Below are 18,862 nucleotides of genomic sequence, written 5' to 3'. Positions count from 1 at the left end.
TTCAATGCATTAATCTAAAATCTAAAATCTAAAATTTAAAATCTAACAAATGTCAAATAAAAATAAATCAAGTAGATTTAATAAAATAACCATCGGTTTAGCTTCGCCGGAGTCTATTTTACAGGACTCAAGAGGGGAGGTTTTAAAGCCGGAAACTATTAACTACAGAACGCATAAACCTGAGAGAGACGGGTTGTTCTGTGAAAAAATCTTTGGCCCTATCAAAGATTACGAATGTGCTTGTGGTAAATACAAGAGAATTCGTTACAAAGGGATCGTTTGTGACCGTTGTGGGGTAGAAGTTACAGAGAAAAAAGTAAGAAGAGAGAGAATCGGGCACATTAATCTTGTTGTTCCTATCGCTCACATCTGGTATTTCCGTTCTTTGCCAAACAAAATCGGTTACCTTCTGGGTATTCCTTCAAAGAAATTGGATATGATTATCTACTATGAGAGATATGTAGTTATCCAGCAAGGTATTGCTAAGAAATTAGACGGTTCTGACTTTGAAAAAATGGAATTCTTGACAGAAGAAGAGTACCTTGATATCATGGAAACTCTTCCAATCGAGAACCAATATCTTGACGATTCTGATCCAAACAAATTCATCGCTAAAATGGGTGCTGAAGCTGTTGAAGAATTATTAAGAAGAATCGATTTGGATGCATTGTCTTTCGACTTGAGACACAAAGCTCACAACGAAGGTTCAAAACAAAGAAGAACTGAAGCTCTGAAAAGATTGAACGTTGTAGAAGCATTGAGAGGAGCCAATACGAGAATGATCAACAGACCGGAGTGGATGATTATGCGCGTACTTCCGGTTATACCACCAGAATTAAGACCATTAGTTCCGTTGGATGGAGGACGTTTCGCTACTTCCGATTTGAATGACCTTTATAGAAGAGTTATTATCAGAAACAACCGTTTGAAGAGACTATTGGAAATCAAAGCTCCTGAAGTAATCTTGAGAAACGAGAAGCGCATGCTTCAGGAATCAGTAGATTCATTATTTGATAATACAAGAAAATCTTCTGCAGTAAAATCTGAGTCAAACAGACCATTAAAATCTCTTTCTGATTCATTGAAAGGTAAGCAGGGGCGTTTCCGTCAGAACTTATTAGGAAAAAGGGTTGACTACTCTGCGCGTTCGGTAATTGTTGTAGGTCCAAACTTACAGCTTCACGAATGTGGTATCCCTAAAGATATGGCTGCGGAATTGTACAAACCATTTATCATTAGAAAACTAATTGAAAGAGGTATTGTAAAAACAGTAAAATCTGCAAAGAGAATTATTGACAGAAAAGAACCGGTAGTTTATGATATCCTTGAAAATGTGATGAAAGGACACCCTGTTCTATTGAACAGAGCACCTACGCTTCACAGATTGGGTATCCAGGCTTTCCAGCCTAAAATGATCGAGGGTAAGGCAATTCAGCTACACCCGTTAGTAACGACAGCCTTCAACGCCGATTTCGATGGTGACCAGATGGCGGTACATTTACCGTTAGGCCCTGAAGCGATTTTAGAAGCTCAGTTATTGATGTTAGGTTCTCAGAATATTTTGAACCCTGCAAACGGTTCTCCGATTACAGTACCTTCTCAGGACATGGTTCTTGGTCTTTATTTCATGACTAAAGAATTAAGCTCTACTGAGACAATGAAAGTGAAAGGGGAAGGTCTTGCATTCTATTCTCCTGAGGAAGCGGAAATTGCTTATGCTGAAGGAAAAGTTTCTTTAAATGCTAAGGTAAGATGTAGACTACCTGTTAAAGAAAACGGAGAATTAGTCACAAAATTAATCGAAACTTCTGTTGGTAGAATTTTATTTAACCAAATTGTACCTAAACAGTCAGGATATATTAATGAACTTTTAACTAAGAAATCATTAAGAAACGTTATCGGTAAAATTCTTGCAGATACAGATTTCCCTACAACGGTGAAGTTCCTGGATGCAATGAAAGACTTAGGATATTCAAATGCATTCAAAGGAGGCCTTTCATTCTCACTTGGAGATATTGTAGTTCCTGTTGAGAAGAAGCAGATGATTGCCCAGTCAATTGAAGCTGTAGATGAAATTAGAGCTAATTATAACATGGGTCTGATTACAGATACAGAACGTTATAACCAGGTAATTGACGTTTGGACAAACACAAACGCAGGATTGACTGAAATGATCATGAGCAGAATGAAATCTGACCAAGGTGGATTCAATTCTGTATATATGATGCTTGATTCTGGAGCGAGGGGTTCTAAAGAACAGATTCGTCAGTTATCAGGGATGAGAGGTTTGATGGCAAAACCGCAAAAAGCAGGTTCTACCGGTGCAGAAATCATCGAAAACCCGATTCTTGCAAACTTTAAAGAAGGTCTTTCAATCCTTGAATACTTTATTTCTACTCACGGTGCCCGTAAAGGTCTTGCAGATACCGCTCTTAAGACAGCCGATGCCGGTTACTTGACAAGAAGATTGGTAGACGTTGCTCAAGACGTTATCGTTACCGGAGATGATTGTGGTACTTTAAGAGGTACAGAAGTCACTGCTCTTAAGAAAAATGATGAGATCGTTGAAAAAATCTCTGAAAGAATCTTAGGTAGGGTTTCTCTTCACAATATTTATGACCCGGAAACAGATGAACTAATTGCTGAAGCTGATCAGGTAATTAACGAAGCATTAGCTAAGAGAATTGAAGAAGCAGGATTAGAAGCAGTTGAGGTACGTTCACCACTTACCTGTGAAGCGAAAAAAGGTATCTGTGCTAAATGTTACGGTAGAAACTTGGCAACAGGTAAAGTAATTCATATGGGTGAAGCGGTAGGTGTAATTGCAGCACAATCAATTGGGGAGCCGGGAACTCAGCTTACGTTGAGAACTTTCCACCAGGGGGGTACTGCAGGTAACGTTTCAGAAAACCCATCAATTGTGGCTAGAAGAGATGGTATCGTTGAAATGGATGAGGTAAGAACCATTACTTCTGAAGATGAAAACGGAAAAACTGCTGAAGTGGTAGTGTCTCGTTCTACAGAATTTAGATTAGTTGCTGATAACGAAACAAGAACACCATTGATGGTGGCAAACGTACCTTACGGTTCGATATTATCTGTAAAACCAGGTGATAAAGTGAAAAAAGGAGATATAATCTGTAGATGGGATCCGTATAACGCGGTTATCATTGCAGAAACTTCTGGTAAGGTAGAGTATGAAGATATTATCCAAGGGGTTTCATTCCAATTGGAGATTGATGAACAGACAGGATTCGAAGAGAAAGTAATCTCAGAATCTAGAAATAAGAAAGCCGTACCTACTTTGAAAGTGGTAGATTCTAAAGGTGTTGAGCAAAGAGCTTACAACTTGCCGGTAGGAGCCCACTTGATGGTAAATGATGGTGAGAAAATTAAGGCTGGTAAAGTTTTAATCAAAATCCCAAGAAAATCTGCAAAAGCAGGGGATATCACCGGAGGTCTTCCGAGAGTTACCGAATTATTCGAAGCAAGAAACCCTTCAAACCCGGCGGTTGTTACAGAAATCGACGGTGTAGTTTCTTACGGAAAAATTAAGAGAGGTAACCGTGAACTTATCGTTGAAGCTAAAACTGGTGAAAGAAAAATTTACTTAGTTAAATTATCAAACCAGATCCTGGTTCAGGAGAATGACTTCGTAAGAGCTGGTTCTCCGCTTTCTGACGGTTCTATTACGCCAGACGATATTTTAAGAATCAAAGGTCCAACTGCGGTTCAGGAATATCTGGTAAATGAAATTCAGGAGGTTTATCGTCTACAAGGGGTAAAAATTGATGACAAGCACTTCGAAATCATCGTAAGACAGATGATGACGAAAGTATCTATCGTTGATGGAGGTGATACTCAGTTCCTTGAAGGAGCCCTTGAGCATAAATTCGATTTCTTGGAAGAAAATAACAGAGTATTTGGTCTTAAAGTTGTAGTTGACGCGGGTGATTCTAAAGAATTCAAGCCAGGTCAGATGATTACAGCAAGAGAATTAAGAGATGAAAATTCTAAGCTGAAGCGTGAAGATCAAGCCTTGGTTGAAGTAAGAGAAGCTTTACCTGCTACAGCAACGCCTGTACTTCAGGGTATTACAAGAGCAGCTCTTCAAACTAAATCATTCATGTCTGCAGCATCATTCCAGGAAACAACTAAGGTTCTAAACGAAGCAGCAGTTGCTGGTAAGGTAGATTATCTTGGTGGTCTTAAAGAAAATGTAATTGTAGGACACAGAATTCCTGCAGGTACAGGTCTTAAAGAATATCAGAATGTTATCGTAGGTTCTAAAAAAGAATTTGAAGATCTTAACTAAAATTAATAATTTGAAATTTGAGGTTTGAATTTATTTTTATACTTTCACAATCTCAAATTTCAAATTCAAAAAAAATAATTTATAACAATGGACAACAATCAAAATCCACAAGACGGAAACATCAACATCGAATTAAACGAAATGGTAGCTGCTGGAGTATATGCTAACTTAGCATTGGTAAACCACTCTCCATCTGAATTCGTTGTAGATTTCATCCAATTAATGCCGGGTGTACAGCAGGCTAAAGTAAGATCAAGAATCATTCTTGCTCCACTTCATGCTAAAAGAGTACTTTCTGCTCTTCAACAAAATATTACTAACTACGAACAGCAATTTGGAGAAATCAAAGAAGTTGAGCCTTTCGTATTAGGTGGTAACAACGTACAAGCTTAAGATTTTTCTTAATCATAAATAAGAGTGCCTCAATTTATTGAGGCACTTTTTTTATTAAAAGTTTTTGTTTAATAATAGTTGAGCAATGATATTTAAAAAATTATTTTAGTATTTATTGTCTGTAATAAAAGTTTAATACTTATCATTTAATGAATTTTATATATTTGTTGATTATGATATAAAAAGATATGATAAATAAACAGTTTGTTTTTAATAAATTTGGATTTTTAGGTAGTGATTTCGCAAATGAACTTCAACAATACGCTCTTGTCAATAATATAAAGGCAAAAACCGAAATAATTGGTGAAGGACAAAAAGTGAAATATGTGCTCTTTTTAATAGAAGGATCTATAAAAGTTTATTCTCTGAATGATGGGAGAGAATTAATTTACTATTATGTAAGACCTGATGACAGTTGTCTGATGACCTTCTCTTCTATTTTTAATGATTATATAAGTAAGGTTTATGCCATTACTGAGGAAGATTCACAAGTACTGTTAATACCCGTTTCGGTTATGCATGACTGGCTGATACGTTTTCCTGAGATTAACAGGATTTTTTATCATGAATATGATAAACGTTTTTGCGATGTTATGAATATGGTGAATGATGCAGTATTTCATAGGCTAGACAAAAGAGTTTTGAATCATATCAAGCATCAAATAGCCATTACAGGAAATCATCCGATTAAGCTGACCCATAAAGAGATTGCCAATAGTTTGGGAACTTCAAGAGAGGTGGTAAGCAGAGTTTTAAAAAAAATTGAAAATGAAGGAGAAATCTTACAAAGCAAAGAAGGGATAAGAATTCCTGAAAATGAAAATGTTAGATATATCTAATATATTTTGTTTTAATTAATTTAACATTATGATTGATAAAAACAATTTCATTGGTGACTTTTATCACATACTTTTGAAATGTTAACGTGATAAGTTTGTCATACGAATAACTTAATTAAAAATTTGTATGACAAAAACTTTATTATTTTTGTCGATGTTCTCATCATTTTTTGCCTATTCTCAGGAAGATTTGTTGAAGGATATTGACACCATTAAAACAACCGAAACCGCACAGCCAGCCTTCAAGGCACTGCAAGTCGTCACGGCCCAATCTACAAAGCTTTCTGCAAAAAATGAATGGTATATTGTGGTTGCCCACCGATTTGGTGATATAAGCACGGGATTTAAAAACTTTTTTGGATTAGATGATGCTTCTACAAAATTAGGAGTTATTTATGGCTTGACGGATGGCCTTTCTCTGAGCTTTTCCCGAGAGACTAACATGAAAACTTTTGAAGGAGGAGCAAAGTATAGCCTGCTAAAGCAAAATGATAATTTTCCGGTTGATATTGTAGGGTATAATGTAATGGCAGTAAACACCGATTTGGATAAAGATAATTATCCTTATCTAAAGTTTGGCAACAGGCTTTCTTATCTTACACAGGCACTGATTTCAAGAAGATTTAGTGACAAATTTTCTTTGCAATTAACGCCTTCTTATGTACACAAAAATCTTTACGAGCCAGCTATTGAAGACAAAAATCAATTTTTGACAGGGCTGGGAGGGCGCTACAAAATCTCTAAAAGAATTTCTGTCAACGCTGAATACTTTGTGAATTTTGATGATCACAGTTTCTACAAAAATCCTTTGTCATTAGGCATGGATATAGAAACCGGAGGACACGTTTTTCAGCTTGTATTTTCAAATTCTCAGCTTAATTCTGATATAGGTTATCTTACGAATGCAGCCGGAGAATGGGGAAAAGGACATGTTTTCTTTGGATTTAATCTTTATAGAGTTTTTTAGCATGAAAAAGTTTTTATACATAGTGTCGGGTTGTGCATTCCTTATTTCATGTGAAAGCAGAACCTATGAAGAAATTTCGGATAATACACCCCTCCCGGAAGTGGTCAAATACAACACAGATGTGAAATCAATCGTAGATAATAACTGCATTGTATGTCATTCGCCAACGGGAGCAGCTTCTTTTAAACCTTTTACAACTTATAATGATGTTAAAAATAATATTGACGGAATTATAGATCGTATAGAAAGGCCAAACGGAGATCCAGGTAAAATGCCTCAAGGAGGTTCTTTATCAAACAGCCAGATAAATGTTTTTATTAAATGGAAAGCCGATGGGCTTATGGAAAATTAAACTAACTCAATATGAAAAAATTAGTACTAATTATTGTATCGTTACTTTTCTCGAATCTGGCTTTGGCCCAAAAATATAGCTCAAAAACAGGTAAAGTAACTTTTGAAGCATCTGTTCCTTTGTTTGAAGATGTTTTTGCCCAGGATGACAACAACGTGGTGGTATTAAATGCAGATACAGGAGATATGGCATCTATTTCTGTTGTAAAAAATTTCCATTTTAAAACCAAGTTAATGGAAGAGCATTTTAACGAAAGCTATGCAGAAACAGCAAAATACCAGAAATCAACTTTTACAGGAAAGATTTTAAATTTTGATAAAACAAAGCTTACTGCCAGTCCCCAGAAATATACAATTCAGGGAAAGTTAAACTTTCACGGTGTAGACAATACAATTACTTCTAATGCTACTATTTATGCTAAAGATGGTAAAATTTATATGCAGGGAAGTTTTGTAGCAAAAGCAGCAGATTACAAAGTAACAATTCCGAAAATGGTAATGAAAAAGGTTGCAGAAAGTGTGAATGTAGAATATAATTATGTATTGGTAAAACAATGAAAAATTTAATGCTACTTCTAAGTATGTTCCTGAGCTTAACATTTATATCAGCTCAGGAAAAAGCAAAATCTATTTTTGATATTGCAAGAAGCGGAACTGTGGCAGAAGTTAAAGAACTGATGAAACAGAATCCGGATATTATCAATGAAACCAATGACCATGGGTTTTCCCCGCTAATTTTAGCATGCTATAGGGGAAATACAGAAGTGGCTAAATTTTTAATGGATAATGTGAAAGATATCAATTATACAAGTCAGGAAGGAACCGCTTTGGCAGGGCTTTCTGTGAAGTATAATAAAGATTTGGTAGAGTATTTACTTAAAAAAAATGCCAATCCAAACATCACGGATGCTACAGGATCTACTCCGTTATTCTGGGCTGTGAAATTCGGAAATAAAGAATTAACAGAATTATTGCTTAAAAATAAAGCAGATAAATCTATCAAAGATTCACAGGGAATGACTCCCTTTGAATATGCACTGCAAACAAATAACAAAGAAATTATCAACCTCTTAAAAAATTAAAATATGAAAAAAGTTTTACTCACATTTAGTCTGGCTTTTGCAAATTTTGTATTTGCTCAATTTACAACAGGTACAGTTAGCTTACCAACTGCTGATATGACTGTGAAAATAGATACTACACCCACTACGGTGACTATGACATTGACAGGAGACAGTAATTCAATGCTTGGAATCGGTTTTGGTTCCAGCGGAATGGCTAATGGTGCGGATGGATTTATTTATAATTCTTCGGCGAACAGGGATTACACTTTTGGAGGAATAGGAATTACACCAACCGCAGATGCCTCCCAAGACTGGACTGTAACTACCAATAATGTATCGGGGAGTACAAGAACAATTGTTGCTACAAGAAGCCTTGCAGGTGGTTCCGGAGATTTTGCGATCGCAAATTCTAATTCAAGTATTAATATTTTTTATTCCAGGAGATTAGGAAATCCGGCTCTTGGATACCATGGTTCGGATAGGGATTATGCGACATTGACAAGGACTGCGGCTTTGGGAACAAATGATTTGGTTTTAGCCAGTAAAAAAATTATACTTTATCCAAACCCTGCAAAAGAAACAGTAAGTTTTAAAAATGCTGATAAAATTAAATCTGTTGATATTTATGAAACATCAGGCAGAAAAATAAGAAGTGTAAATATGGATGGAGAAAACATTAATGTTAATGATTTGAAATCAGGAAGCTACTATTTTGAAATTACTCATAAGGATGGAACGTTATCCTATGAAAAGTTGATTAAAGAATAAACAGAAGCCACTGAAAAGTGGCTTTTTTATTTACAACAATTCTAAAAAGTGCTTTTAATGTTTTTTTAACCCAGGAAACTTTTAGGTGTAATTTAGGGAGAGTAACTTTGCTTAAAATTTATAAACAAATGAAGCAAGGATTACAATTTTTACTGTTGATTTTTTCGCTGACAGTTTTTGCTCAAAATGGAAGTATTGATACTGCTCAAATAATTATTCCCAATAGATATAACAGTGTTGAAGCGCAGACAAAACCTTATGTAATAATGATTTCTGCAGATGGCTTTCGTTATGATTATGCTAAAAAATATAATGCTGAAAATCTTTTAAAGTTTTCAAATGGGGGAGTTCAGGCTAAGGCAATGATCCCAAGTTATCCGAGTATTACTTTTCCGAATCATTGGACTTTGGTTACAGGACTTTATCCTTCTCATCACGGTTTGATTGATAACTTTTTCTACGACTATAAAAGAAAGGAAAACTATGCAATGAATGATCGAAAGAATGCAGAAGACGGCAGTTGGTATGGTGGAATTCCACTTTGGGGATTGGCTGAAAAGCAGGGAATGATTTCAGCTTCATTAATGTGGGTAGGGTCTGCGAGTGACGCAGGAGGAAAAAGACCTACTTATTATTATCCTTATCATGAAAAATTCACACCATCAGAAAAAGTTGATAAAGTGATTAATTGGTTGAAATTACCTATGGATAAACGTCCGCATTTCATTTCTCTTTATTTCCCTGAGGTGGATGGAAGCGGCCATCATTTCGGACCGGATACAAAAGAAACGGAAGATGCGGTACATTTAGTTGATAAAGCGATTGGAGAATTGGTTCAGAAAGTGAATGATTTAGGATTAAAAAATGTAAATTTTGTTTTTGTTTCAGATCACGGAATGATAAAAGTTGACGGTGGAAATCCTTTAGAAATTCCTGCTGTTTTGTTTGATAAAACCAGATTTGATTTTTATAACTCTCAGACTTTGTTGAGAGTCTACGTTAAAAATCCTGACGAAGTTAAAGATGTTTATCAGGAATTAAAAGCTAATAAAACGGATGATTATGAGGTTTATTTGGATAAGAAACTGCCTAAATATCTCCACTTTGGTTTAAAAGATGATAAATATAACAGAATCGGGCAAATTTTATTGATACCAAGAGCCCCTAAAATATTTTTAGAGAAAGGAAAGAAAACATCTGTGGGAAAACACGGTTATAATCCGAAGATTGTTCCTGAAATGAAAGCAACATTCCTCGCTTGGGGTACTGAATTTAAAAGTAATTTGGTGATTGATGAATTTCAAAATATCAATGTTTATCCTTTAGTTGCTGAAATTTTAGAACTAAAAATAGACCAGCCAATTGATGGAAAACTAAAAGTTTTGAAAGAGACTTTAAAAAAGAAAAAGTAGAGGGGGTGAAGTTTCTTAGTTTAAAGTAAGTTAACTTCAATATTTAAATAGTTTCGGCGCACCTTTGGTGCGCCGAAACTATTTAATAGGAAATCAAGAATTAAACTTAGCTGCAAACTCTTTTGCAAATTCCTCTAATTTAATTTCACCGGAAACAATTGACCCATGCTCCATAAAATCCTGTTGAACAACACCATCTCTTAAACCTCTTCCCATTTCGGTATACAATTCTGCCATTTCATTTGGAACTCCGGCCTGGAGCATTCCGTTTAATGATTCTTCATCTTTAAATTCAACCCAAGGAAGTTCCGGTTTTCCGATTGCAGTTCCAAAAGTTTTAGCAAGATCACTTGCAGGGCGAATGTCACTTACAATATATCTTACATTTTTGCCTTCATTATTTTTTACTAATTCTTGCGCGGCAGCTTTAGCAATATCTTTTGGATGAACTAATGGGATTTTGATATTTGCGGGATAATTTGCTCCAATAATTCCTGTATTTTTAATTAAAGGAATATCATTAAAGAAATTAATGTAGAAATATCCGGCTCTCAGGAAAGTTACAGATGTATTTTCCAGTTCGTTGTAAAACTTCTCAATGAATTGGAGACCTTTTATCGGCCCGTTGTCTATAGGAGATTCAACACCGATGCTGCTTAACATGACAATTCTTTGTATACCAGTTTGTTTGACGGCTTCAGCATAATTTTTTCCGGCATTAATAGTATTTTCTACGATATTTTCAAACCCCATATTAGGAGGAGTCATCAAAAATACTGCATCTGCTCCTTCAAAGGTTTTAATTAAAAAATCTAAATCTGTGATTGAGCCAATTGCTGACTGTGCTCCTAAGATTTCAATTTCACTTTTTTTAGACTCGTTACTGCTGATTACTGTGATATTGTGTCCTTCTGCAATTAATTGTTGAGCCAGCGGTTTTGCTACATTTCCTAATGATCCTGTGATTACAATTTTCATAATAAATATTTTTTTATTTTCAGGAACAAAGTTATATTTGTACTTACTTTTATACAAGTACTTACCCTAAAGTATGTATCATGACAGCCATTAAAGAAAGTTCTACAATACAGCAAAATAAAAAATACGCACTCGATTCTTGCCCTGTGACTTATGTTATGGAAAAAATCGGTGGATTTTGGAAACCTATTATTTTATATCATCTTTCCAACGGCGATAAAAGGTATAGTGAGCTGAAACGCGCTATTCCTGCGGTTACAGAAAAGATGTTAATCCAGCATTTAAAACAATTGGAAACAGACGGATTGGTTATAAGAACTGCAAAACCCGTTATTCCTCCTCATGTAACTTACGAATTAAGCGAAGGCGGTAAAGGTTTGATTCCTGTTATCCACTCAATGGCAGAATGGGCGTTTAAAGATATGGAAGGAAAATATAATGGGAAGAAATAAAAAAAGGCTTTCCAAAATCGGAAAGCCTTGCCTGTTAAAATATATGAAGAATTACAGAGATTGCATATCAATGACAAAACGATATTTCACATCGCTTTTAAGCATTCTTTCATAAGCTTGATTGATATCCTGCATTTTGATTAATTCAATATCAGAAACGATATTATGTTTTCCGCAGAAATCTAACAATTCCTGGGTTTCAGCGATACCTCCGATTAAAGATCCCGCAACAGAACCACGCTGGAAAATCATTGGTCTTGTGCTTGGAGATTCATTTTCAAATTCACCTACAAACCCTACTAAAACCAAAGTTCCGTTTAAAGCAACAGTCTGCATATAAGGGTTGATGTCATGCTCGTAAGGAACTGTATCAATAATTACATCAAATTTTCCTTTTACAGCATCCATTTGTGATTGTTCAGTAGAAATAACTACGTGATCAGCCCCCAATTGTATTGCATCTTCGGTTTTTCCCGGGGTTCTTGAGAATAAAGTCACTTCAGCTCCCAAACCTTTTGCCAATTTGATAGCCATATGTCCTAAACCTCCCAAGCCTACAACAGCGACTTTAGAATCCGGTCCCACATTCCAGTGTCTTAATGGCGACCAGGTTGTGATACCTGCACAAAGAAGTGGGGCAACTGCTGCTAAATTTAAATTTTCCGGTACGCTTAGAACAAATCTTTCGTCAACCACTACTTTTTGGGAATATCCTCCGAAAGTGTGACCTCCCAAATGTTTGTCTTTTCCGTTGTAAGTGCCTGTAAATCCGTTTTCGCAATACTGTTCTAAGTCATGTTTACAGCTATCGCAATGTCCGCAGGAATCTACCATACATCCAACTGCAGCCAAATCTCCGATTTTAAATTTAGAAACTTCGCTTCCTGTATTTGTGATTCTTCCTACAATTTCATGTCCCGGAACTGCAGGATACAAAGATCCGCCCCAGTCATTTCTTGCTGTGTGAAGGTCTGAGTGGCAAACTCCGCAATATAGAATTTCAATTTCTACATCTTTAGGGGTAACTTCTCTTCTTTCAATATTCATTCCTGCTAAATCAGCAGTTTTAGATTCTGCTCCGTAAGCCTTTACTGTGAATGTACTCATTTGATTTTTTTAGTTAAAGTTAATTAAGTTGAGTTTATAAATTGCTGTATTCTCTATCTGTTACAGGTTCCAGCCAGTTTACAATACCGTTTTGAGTATTTGTATTAATGGCAATGTGGGTGAATTCACTTTCCGGACCAGCGCCATGCCAATGAATAACATTTGGTAGAATATTCACGACATCTCCGGGATTTAAAATCTGAATTGGTTTTCCTCTTTCCTGATAAAAACCTGTTCCTGAAGTTACAATTAAAATCTGTCCCCCGCCATGAGTATGCCAATTATTTCTGCATTTTGGCTCGAAAATTACGTTTCCGATTTGGCAGTTAAGATCATTTTCATCGGGTTTTAAAATTTGTATCCAGGCTATCCCCCGGGAAAAATATTCTGAAGGAGCCTTTTCTCCTTTCGGAAAAATGTTTTGATTGAATGTTTCCATAACAGGTACAAAAGTCGATACTTTTAGATAAATTCAGCTTATACAGATTACAGAAAGATTTACCAATTTTACGGACACTGTAAAATCTCCGCTGGAAAGTGGTAATTTTGAATAATTAAAAATATATTTCATGGAAAATCAGGAGGTTGAATTTGTTGAAAGTGTTTCAGATTACAATAAAATGGTAAACCATGAAACATTGCATCCGTTGGTAAGCGTAGTTGATTTTTCAAAGTCAGACCCTATTTGCCAATACAGAAGAACGTATTCTTTTTATACCGTTTTTTTGAAGGATGTGATTTGTGGAGATATGCATTATGGTAAACACAGCTATGATTATCAGGAAGGGACTTTGGTTTTCATCGCCCCGGGGCAGGTAAGTGGAATTACCAATGACGGAAACTACGTACAGCCGGGAGGTTATGCTTTATTATTTCATCCGGATTTAATCAAAGGAACCAATTTGGGTAAAAATATTAAAGATTATAATTTCTTTTCCTATGATGTTCATGAGGCACTACATCTTTCAGAAAAAGAAAGAGAAATTATTTTAGAATGCTTTAAAAATATTAGACTTGAACTGGAGCAATCTATTGATAAACACAGTAAATCTTTGATTGTTAATAATATTGAATTATTTTTGAATTACTGTATGCGTTTTTATGATCGTCAGTTTCTTACAAGAGATCATGTCAATCAGGGAGTTATTGGTAAGTTTGAAAATTTATTAAATGATTATTTAAAGTCCGAAAAACCTAAAAATATTGGTTTCCCGATGGTTAATTATTTTGCAGAACAACTAAATCTTTCGGCGAATTATTTTGGTGATCTGATCAAGAAAGAACTCGGAGTTTCTGCACAGGAATTTATTCACAATAAGTTGATTGATGTAGCGAAAGAACAGATTTTTGATCCTTCAAAATCTATCAGTGAAATTTCTTATGATTTAGGATTTAAATACCCTCAACATTTTACTAGGTTATTCAAAAGTAAAGTAGGAGTTTCTCCAAGTGAATATAAAACTTTGAATTAATAGTTTAAAAATGAAATTTAGTTTCAGTATTAAGCAAAATCATTAAATTTAATGTGAAAATCTATTCTGTTTTGAGATGACATCACGGCAAAATATAGGAACACATACTTTTCAAACATCTTTTGGAAAAATTTTAGCCTTAAAGGAAAACGGTATTATTAAAGCTAAAAGTATTCGTTATGCTCATTCCGAAAGGTATCAAAAGCCAACCCCTGTCGAACCATCTTCTTCGGAAATTATTTTTCCTGAAAAAACTCCGGTTTGTCCTCAAGTAATTAGTCCGCTTATTGAAAGAATGATTGGGACTACTAATGTTGAAAGTTTTGACGTACATGAATCTACGCAATATCTTTCGGTATACCGTCCCGAAGATTTTACTGAGAAGAAAAAGCTTCCTGTTGTAGTCTGGATTCATGGAGGTTCCCATGAAATTGGCTGTGGAGACTTACCTACTTCTGATCCTGCGGATTGGGTGAAAGAGCAAAAAATTATCGTTGTTACTGTTTCTTATCGTTTGGGTCTGTTCGGATTTTTGGGAGGAGATGAAAATAGGCCGCCAAATTTAGGTTTGCTTGATATTGTCGAAGCTTTACGATGGGTTAAAAATAATATTAATGGTTTTGGCGGAGATCCTGAAAATATGACACTTCTCGGTCAGTCTTCAGGCGGTGATGTGATTGCTCATTTAATGGTTTCTGAAGGGGCTGAAAATTTATTTCAAAGAGTAATTATCCAAAGTGCACCTTTGGGTCTTAGACACCATCGTCAGAAAATGTCTGCTGAATTTCTAAAAAAAACGGAACATTTAAAAGATGAAACTGATGTTTTAAAAATGATGGATGGGTATAGAAATTTTGTCCCGTCAGTTTTTAAATATGGCTTAAAAGCCGCAATGCCATTTGGTACTCAATATGGTTTTTCACCTTTATGCAATGAAAACGAAGTTGTAGGAAAATGGAAACAAAAGGCTGGGAAAATTGATGTTTTAATAGGTTTAAATGATAACGAAACAGCACTCTATCTAAAAACTTCAGAACAATTGAATAAATATCTCGGAAAAGGCTTTGGTGAGAGGATCATGAATAAAACAGTTCAATTGACCACAGAAACTATCTACGGAAAACCTGCTAGAAACTTTGCTGAGAATTTCTCTCAGGCCGGGGGAAATGTTTATTTATTCAGAATCCATTCTACGCTGAAAACTAATTATTTAGGTGCTGCACATTGTGTAGATTTACCCCTGATTTTCGGAAATGAACCTGCATGGAAATCTGCTGAATTATTAAAAGGTATTCCTTGGGAATATATTCATGAAAACGGAAAAAAGTTACGAGCTCTTTGGGCAGAATTTGCTCGTAACGGTAGTATTTCAGACCATTCAGAAAGACCAAAAATTTTAGAACTCAGAAAAATCTGATTCAAAGTCATTCAGGAACCCAAAGGCTTACATTTCCGGCAGGAACAGGGAAATTTCCCCAACCATTTTCGTCTATAATTATTGTATCTTCATATCTTTTAAGTAAATCGTAGAATTTTTTCCCGATGTATTTTTCACCCATTTCCATAGGTTTATTGTAAGCTTCTTTATTGCTTAAAACTACAGCACATCCTTCGTGTTCTTCATCGCCTTCACGAATCCAGCCAAGACAATTGGCGTCTTCAAAATAATCTCTTTGAAGTCCATAAGCATAATCTTTCCTGGCTTTTAAAAGTTCTTCGATACCATCCACTTTATCAAGGAAAATTTCCTGTTCATTTCCTTCTTTATCTTTATCTACATAATGAGCACCGTATAAATCGGGATAAAATACACAAGGATAGCCATTTTCTCTTAATAAAATTAAGGCGTAAGCCATTGGCTTAAACCAATAGTCGACGGGCGCCTCCAAATCCTGTAAGGGCTGCGTATCGTGATTGTCGACCAATGTCACAGAATGGATAGGATCTGCCTGTGTAAGTGTTTGTTCAAAAATATTTCTCAAATCATACGAACTGCCTTCTTTAGAAGCCGTGTGAAAATTATTTTGCAGAGAACTATCGAATAAACTCATGCATCCTTCCGTTACTTCAATATATTTTTGGAGTAAATTGAGGTATCCGGGAGCCCAATATTCTCCAACAGCGAAAATATTTTTCCCTGAATTTGATCTAAGCAAAGTCAGCCATTCTTTATAAAAATCAAAAGAAATATGTTTTAAAGCATCCAGTCTTACTCCGTCAAAATCGGTTTGTTCAAAATACCAGGTTGCCCAATTATTAAGCTCTTCCCGTACGAAAGGATTTCTATGCTCAATATCGTTATACATGAGGTAATCATAATTTCCTTTTTCGTCATCGATCATTTCTTCCCAATCATTTCCGTACTCAGACTGTATTTTAAAAATATGGGAATCCATTCCTTCTGCATAATCTACCCCGCTGAAACAGTTGAAATTCCATATAAAATCTGAATATTTTTTTCCTCTGCCCGGAAATGTAAACTTTGTGTATGACTGTATTTCTATTACATCTGAAATTACTTTATCTCTATTGTTTTCATCTACTTTTACGGCTTTGAAAGTTTCCAATTCGTCACCCCCGGCTTTGTGGCCTAGGACAATATCAACAATTATTTGAATATTTTGTTCTTTTAAAGCTTTGATTGCCTTTAAATAATCCTCTTTAGTTCCGTATTTTGTAGGAAGTGTTCCTTTTTGATTAAATTCGCCTAAATCAAAAAGATCATATGCATCATATCCAATGGAATACCCTCCGTTTGTTCCTTTATATGCGGGAGGGAACCAAACTGATGTGATTCCTAGCTCAGATAAATATGTTGCCTGTTTTTCGGCTTCTTTCCATAGTTTTCCATCTCCTTCAGAGTACCAGTGGAAAAATTGAATCATTGTTTGGTTCATAGGTTTTGAAATTTGGTTACTACAATGTAGTGAAAATTTCTAAGCTATTGATCTTCAAATTCTTTAAACGGTATTTTTAGTTGAACGGAAACGAGCTTCTTTTCTTCTGTATTTAGCTGTGAAAGAGAGAGTCCCAGTAAACGGACAGGCTTATCAAAAGGTCGAAGTTCCCAAAGTTTTTTTCCGGTATTAAAATATTGTTCGGTAGACAAAAAATATTCTTCTTTAGTAATGCTCCGGGTAAAAAGGGAGAAATCTTTGTATTTTATTTTTAAAGTTAAAGTTCTGCCAAGAATAGTGTTTTTTTGTAAACGGTTATAAAGTTCTTCACTTAGGCTTTGTAATTTTTCATTGACTTGCTGTTCGTCAAAAAGATCTTCAAAAAAAGTTCTTTCTACGGCAACGCTTTTTTGAATCCGATGAGGTTTTACTTCAGAATTATGAATGCCGCGAACAACGTTATAATAATACCCTCCTGATTTTCCGAACATTCTTGTAAGATCTTCAATGGTTCGTTTTTTTAAATCTTTTCCTTTATAAATTCCTAAACTAAACATTTTATTAGCGGTAACTTTCCCTACACCGTAAAATTTTTCGACGGGTAATTCATCAAGAAATTCTTCTATTCTATCTGGATGAATAGTTTTTTGTCCGTTGGGTTTATTGATGTCTGAAGCAACTTTTGCTAAAAATTTATTGACCGAAATTCCGGCAGAAGCAGTAAGGCCTGTTTCATCAAATATTTTTTGCCGGATTTCTTTAGCAATCTGATTGGCAGAGTCTATTCCTTTTTTATTTTCGGTGACATCAAGATAGGCTTCATCCAAAGAAAGTGGTTCTACCAAGTCTGTATATTCGTAGAAAATTTCCCGGATTTTTCTTGAAATTTCTTTATACCGTGCAAAATGTGGCGGAACGAAAATAAGATGTGGACATTTTTCTTTTGCTGTTTTGCTTGGCATTGCGGAACGGACACCAAATTTTCTTGCTTCATAACTGGCTGCAGAAACTACTCCGCGATGTTCACCGCCTACCGCAATGGGCTTTCCTCTTAATGCTGGGTTGTCATGCTGTTCTACGGAAGCATAAAATGCATCCATATCAACATGAATAATTTTGCGTATAGGAAAAGAAAAATCCATATTGCAAAGATATGGATTCCTATATTTTAATTAATTTCTTTTGTTTTTTTTCAGTTCAATATTTGTGTCGTACTCAAGCAGTAGAATTTTTTATGTTTATAGATTTTATTTCCTTAATCTCCTCATTTCCTATGTAGGTTTTATTTAAGTAAATTATCAATTGTAGTCTGAATTTCGGGATCTTCCGGAGAAATTGCGTAATATTTTGCAATCGCAGACTTTTGGTCGATTACCATATATCTTGGAATCCAGTTTAGATCAATATAATTATTGAAATCATTTTTCCAGCCTGAAGAAAACCAGTAATTTTCTTTGTCTTTCATTTCAAATCTCTCAAGGCTTTTATCAAAACCTTCTTTCGAACGATCTAGTGAAAGGAACACAAAATCAATATTTTTATTATTTTCTTCTAATTCCTTAGCCTTTGGAAGAGCTTTAAGGCAATCTCTACACCATCCCGCCCAGAAATCAATCACTAAAACTTTTCCTTTATGCTGATCCAGAATTTGTTGGATAGTTATACTTTTTCCTTCTTCATCTTCAACCTTTTGATTTAAAGCTTCTTTAGAAAAGCTTGTTTTAAGAACTTTTGGAGTCTGCTGAGAACAGCTTAATCCAAAAATACCCATCATAAATAGTAATAATAACTTTTTCATTTTTTCAATTTCATTTTATGCAAATCTAAACAATGAAACGCAATTTGAA

18 protein-coding genes are annotated in these 18,862 nt (G+C 35.2%); 12 read left to right on the top strand and 6 right to left on the bottom strand.

Annotated features, from left to right (window positions below; genetic code table 11):
• The first annotated feature begins 49 nt into the window (after nt 1-49).
• The 9 genes from rpoC to ACM39_RS14840 all read left to right on the top strand — a co-directional run bounded on the left by rpoC (nt 50) and on the right by ACM39_RS14840 (nt 10,109).
• Entirely contained in the window at nt 50-4,315 is a 4,266-nt protein-coding gene (rpoC, locus tag ACM39_RS14880; RefSeq protein WP_048511845.1) for a DNA-directed RNA polymerase subunit beta', read from the top strand.
• Nucleotides 4,316-4,402: 87 nt separating this feature from the next.
• Entirely contained in the window at nt 4,403-4,708 is a 306-nt protein-coding gene (locus tag ACM39_RS14875; RefSeq protein WP_034702050.1) for a DUF3467 domain-containing protein, read from the top strand.
• A 188-nt stretch (nt 4,709-4,896) separates the two neighbouring features.
• Nucleotides 4,897-5,547 (top strand): Crp/Fnr family transcriptional regulator, encoded by a 651-nt coding sequence (locus ACM39_RS14870; protein ID WP_048511844.1) that lies wholly within the window; start codon nt 4,897-4,899, stop codon nt 5,545-5,547.
• 127 nt (nt 5,548-5,674) lie between these two features.
• Complete coding sequence (locus ACM39_RS14865) at nt 5,675-6,514, top strand: DUF5777 family beta-barrel protein (protein WP_048511843.1); 840 nt, start codon at nt 5,675-5,677, stop codon at nt 6,512-6,514.
• A 1-nt stretch (nt 6,515) separates the two neighbouring features.
• Entirely contained in the window at nt 6,516-6,866 is a 351-nt protein-coding gene (locus tag ACM39_RS14860; RefSeq protein ID WP_228377127.1) for a c-type cytochrome, read from the top strand.
• An 11-nt stretch (nt 6,867-6,877) separates the two neighbouring features.
• On the top strand, nt 6,878-7,423 hold the full coding sequence (locus tag ACM39_RS14855) for a YceI family protein (protein ID WP_048511842.1): 546 nt from the start codon (nt 6,878-6,880) through the stop codon (nt 7,421-7,423).
• Nucleotides 7,420-7,947, top strand: a complete 528-nt coding sequence (locus ACM39_RS14850) for an ankyrin repeat domain-containing protein (protein WP_048511841.1) — start codon at nt 7,420-7,422, stop codon at nt 7,945-7,947. The genes ACM39_RS14855 and ACM39_RS14850 overlap by 4 nt, the downstream gene beginning before the upstream one ends.
• 3 nt (nt 7,948-7,950) lie before the next feature.
• The gene (locus ACM39_RS14845; protein ID WP_048511840.1) at nt 7,951-8,697 is read left to right on the top strand and encodes a T9SS type A sorting domain-containing protein; all 747 of its coding nucleotides are present in this window, start codon (nt 7,951-7,953) and stop codon (nt 8,695-8,697) included.
• Nucleotides 8,698-8,825: 128 nt separating this feature from the next.
• On the top strand, nt 8,826-10,109 hold the full coding sequence (locus ACM39_RS14840) for an ectonucleotide pyrophosphatase/phosphodiesterase (RefSeq protein ID WP_048511839.1): 1,284 nt from the start codon (nt 8,826-8,828) through the stop codon (nt 10,107-10,109).
• A gap of 93 nt (nt 10,110-10,202) precedes the next feature.
• Here the strand turns inward: ACM39_RS14840 and ACM39_RS14835 are convergent, their stop codons facing one another.
• A complete protein-coding gene (locus ACM39_RS14835) occupies nt 10,203-11,087 on the bottom strand; it encodes an SDR family oxidoreductase (RefSeq protein ID WP_048511838.1) in 885 nt (294 codons plus the stop codon).
• Nucleotides 11,088-11,167: 80 nt separating this feature from the next.
• On the opposite strand from ACM39_RS14835, the gene ACM39_RS14830 reads away from it, so the two are divergent.
• Nucleotides 11,168-11,539: a winged helix-turn-helix transcriptional regulator gene (locus ACM39_RS14830; RefSeq protein WP_048511837.1), complete on the top strand. Its 372-nt coding sequence runs from the start codon at nt 11,168-11,170 to the stop codon at nt 11,537-11,539.
• Nucleotides 11,540-11,590: 51 nt separating this feature from the next.
• Here the strand turns inward: ACM39_RS14830 and ACM39_RS14825 are convergent, their stop codons facing one another.
• Nucleotides 11,591-12,646, bottom strand: coding sequence for an NAD(P)-dependent alcohol dehydrogenase (locus tag ACM39_RS14825; protein WP_048511836.1), 1,056 nt, complete (start codon nt 12,644-12,646; stop codon nt 11,591-11,593).
• 34 nt (nt 12,647-12,680) lie between these two features.
• Complete coding sequence (locus ACM39_RS14820; protein WP_048511835.1) at nt 12,681-13,085, bottom strand: cupin domain-containing protein; 405 nt, start codon at nt 13,083-13,085, stop codon at nt 12,681-12,683.
• A 130-nt stretch (nt 13,086-13,215) separates the two neighbouring features.
• Between ACM39_RS14820 and ACM39_RS14815 the strand changes: the two genes are divergently transcribed.
• A complete protein-coding gene (locus ACM39_RS14815) occupies nt 13,216-14,118 on the top strand; it encodes a helix-turn-helix domain-containing protein (protein ID WP_048511834.1) in 903 nt (300 codons plus the stop codon).
• A gap of 76 nt (nt 14,119-14,194) precedes the next feature.
• Nucleotides 14,195-15,535, top strand: a complete 1,341-nt coding sequence (locus ACM39_RS14810; protein WP_048511833.1) for a carboxylesterase family protein — start codon at nt 14,195-14,197, stop codon at nt 15,533-15,535.
• 7 nt (nt 15,536-15,542) lie between these two features.
• On the opposite strand, the gene ACM39_RS14805 is transcribed toward ACM39_RS14810, so the two are convergent.
• From ACM39_RS14805 to ACM39_RS14795, 3 genes are all read right to left on the bottom strand, one after another.
• The gene (locus ACM39_RS14805) at nt 15,543-17,015 is read right to left on the bottom strand and encodes an alpha-amylase (RefSeq protein WP_048511832.1); all 1,473 of its coding nucleotides are present in this window, start codon (nt 17,013-17,015) and stop codon (nt 15,543-15,545) included.
• 44 nt (nt 17,016-17,059) lie between these two features.
• On the bottom strand, nt 17,060-18,157 hold the full coding sequence (dinB, locus tag ACM39_RS14800) for a DNA polymerase IV (RefSeq protein ID WP_048511831.1): 1,098 nt from the start codon (nt 18,155-18,157) through the stop codon (nt 17,060-17,062).
• A 140-nt stretch (nt 18,158-18,297) separates the two neighbouring features.
• A complete protein-coding gene (locus tag ACM39_RS14795) occupies nt 18,298-18,813 on the bottom strand; it encodes a TlpA family protein disulfide reductase (protein ID WP_048511830.1) in 516 nt (171 codons plus the stop codon).
• Nucleotides 18,814-18,862 lie beyond the last annotated feature (49 nt).

Origin of the sequence: Chryseobacterium sp. FH2, assembly GCF_001045455.1 — a bacterium.
In the GTDB taxonomy this organism is placed as follows: Bacteria; Bacteroidota; Bacteroidia; order Flavobacteriales; family Weeksellaceae; genus Chryseobacterium.
Note: the sequence above shows the minus strand (reverse complement) of the source record. Positions and strands in the feature narration are given on the sequence as shown.

Excerpts from the sequence above, each read along its gene's own strand:
- rpoC (WP_048511845.1), top strand. The coding sequence starts at position 50 with ATGTCAAATAAAAATAAATCAAGTAGATTTAATAAAATAACCATCGGT.
- ACM39_RS14875 (WP_034702050.1), top strand. The coding sequence starts at position 4,403 with ATGGACAACAATCAAAATCCACAAGACGGAAACATCAACATCGAATTA.
- ACM39_RS14870 (WP_048511844.1), top strand. The coding sequence starts at position 4,897 with ATGATAAATAAACAGTTTGTTTTTAATAAATTTGGATTTTTAGGTAGT.
- ACM39_RS14865 (WP_048511843.1), top strand. The coding sequence starts at position 5,675 with ATGACAAAAACTTTATTATTTTTGTCGATGTTCTCATCATTTTTTGCC.
- ACM39_RS14860 (WP_228377127.1), top strand. The coding sequence starts at position 6,516 with ATGAAAAAGTTTTTATACATAGTGTCGGGTTGTGCATTCCTTATTTCA.
- ACM39_RS14855 (WP_048511842.1), top strand. The coding sequence starts at position 6,878 with ATGAAAAAATTAGTACTAATTATTGTATCGTTACTTTTCTCGAATCTG.
- ACM39_RS14850 (WP_048511841.1), top strand. The coding sequence starts at position 7,420 with ATGAAAAATTTAATGCTACTTCTAAGTATGTTCCTGAGCTTAACATTT.
- ACM39_RS14845 (WP_048511840.1), top strand. The coding sequence starts at position 7,951 with ATGAAAAAAGTTTTACTCACATTTAGTCTGGCTTTTGCAAATTTTGTA.
- ACM39_RS14840 (WP_048511839.1), top strand. The coding sequence starts at position 8,826 with ATGAAGCAAGGATTACAATTTTTACTGTTGATTTTTTCGCTGACAGTT.
- ACM39_RS14835 (WP_048511838.1), bottom strand. The coding sequence starts at position 11,087 with ATGAAAATTGTAATCACAGGATCATTAGGAAATGTAGCAAAACCGCTG.
- ACM39_RS14830 (WP_048511837.1), top strand. The coding sequence starts at position 11,168 with ATGACAGCCATTAAAGAAAGTTCTACAATACAGCAAAATAAAAAATAC.
- ACM39_RS14825 (WP_048511836.1), bottom strand. The coding sequence starts at position 12,646 with ATGAGTACATTCACAGTAAAGGCTTACGGAGCAGAATCTAAAACTGCT.
- ACM39_RS14820 (WP_048511835.1), bottom strand. The coding sequence starts at position 13,085 with ATGGAAACATTCAATCAAAACATTTTTCCGAAAGGAGAAAAGGCTCCT.
- ACM39_RS14815 (WP_048511834.1), top strand. The coding sequence starts at position 13,216 with ATGGAAAATCAGGAGGTTGAATTTGTTGAAAGTGTTTCAGATTACAAT.
- ACM39_RS14810 (WP_048511833.1), top strand. The coding sequence starts at position 14,195 with ATGACATCACGGCAAAATATAGGAACACATACTTTTCAAACATCTTTT.
- ACM39_RS14805 (WP_048511832.1), bottom strand. The coding sequence starts at position 17,015 with ATGAACCAAACAATGATTCAATTTTTCCACTGGTACTCTGAAGGAGAT.
- dinB (WP_048511831.1), bottom strand. The coding sequence starts at position 18,157 with ATGGATTTTTCTTTTCCTATACGCAAAATTATTCATGTTGATATGGAT.
- ACM39_RS14795 (WP_048511830.1), bottom strand. The coding sequence starts at position 18,813 with ATGAAAAAGTTATTATTACTATTTATGATGGGTATTTTTGGATTAAGC.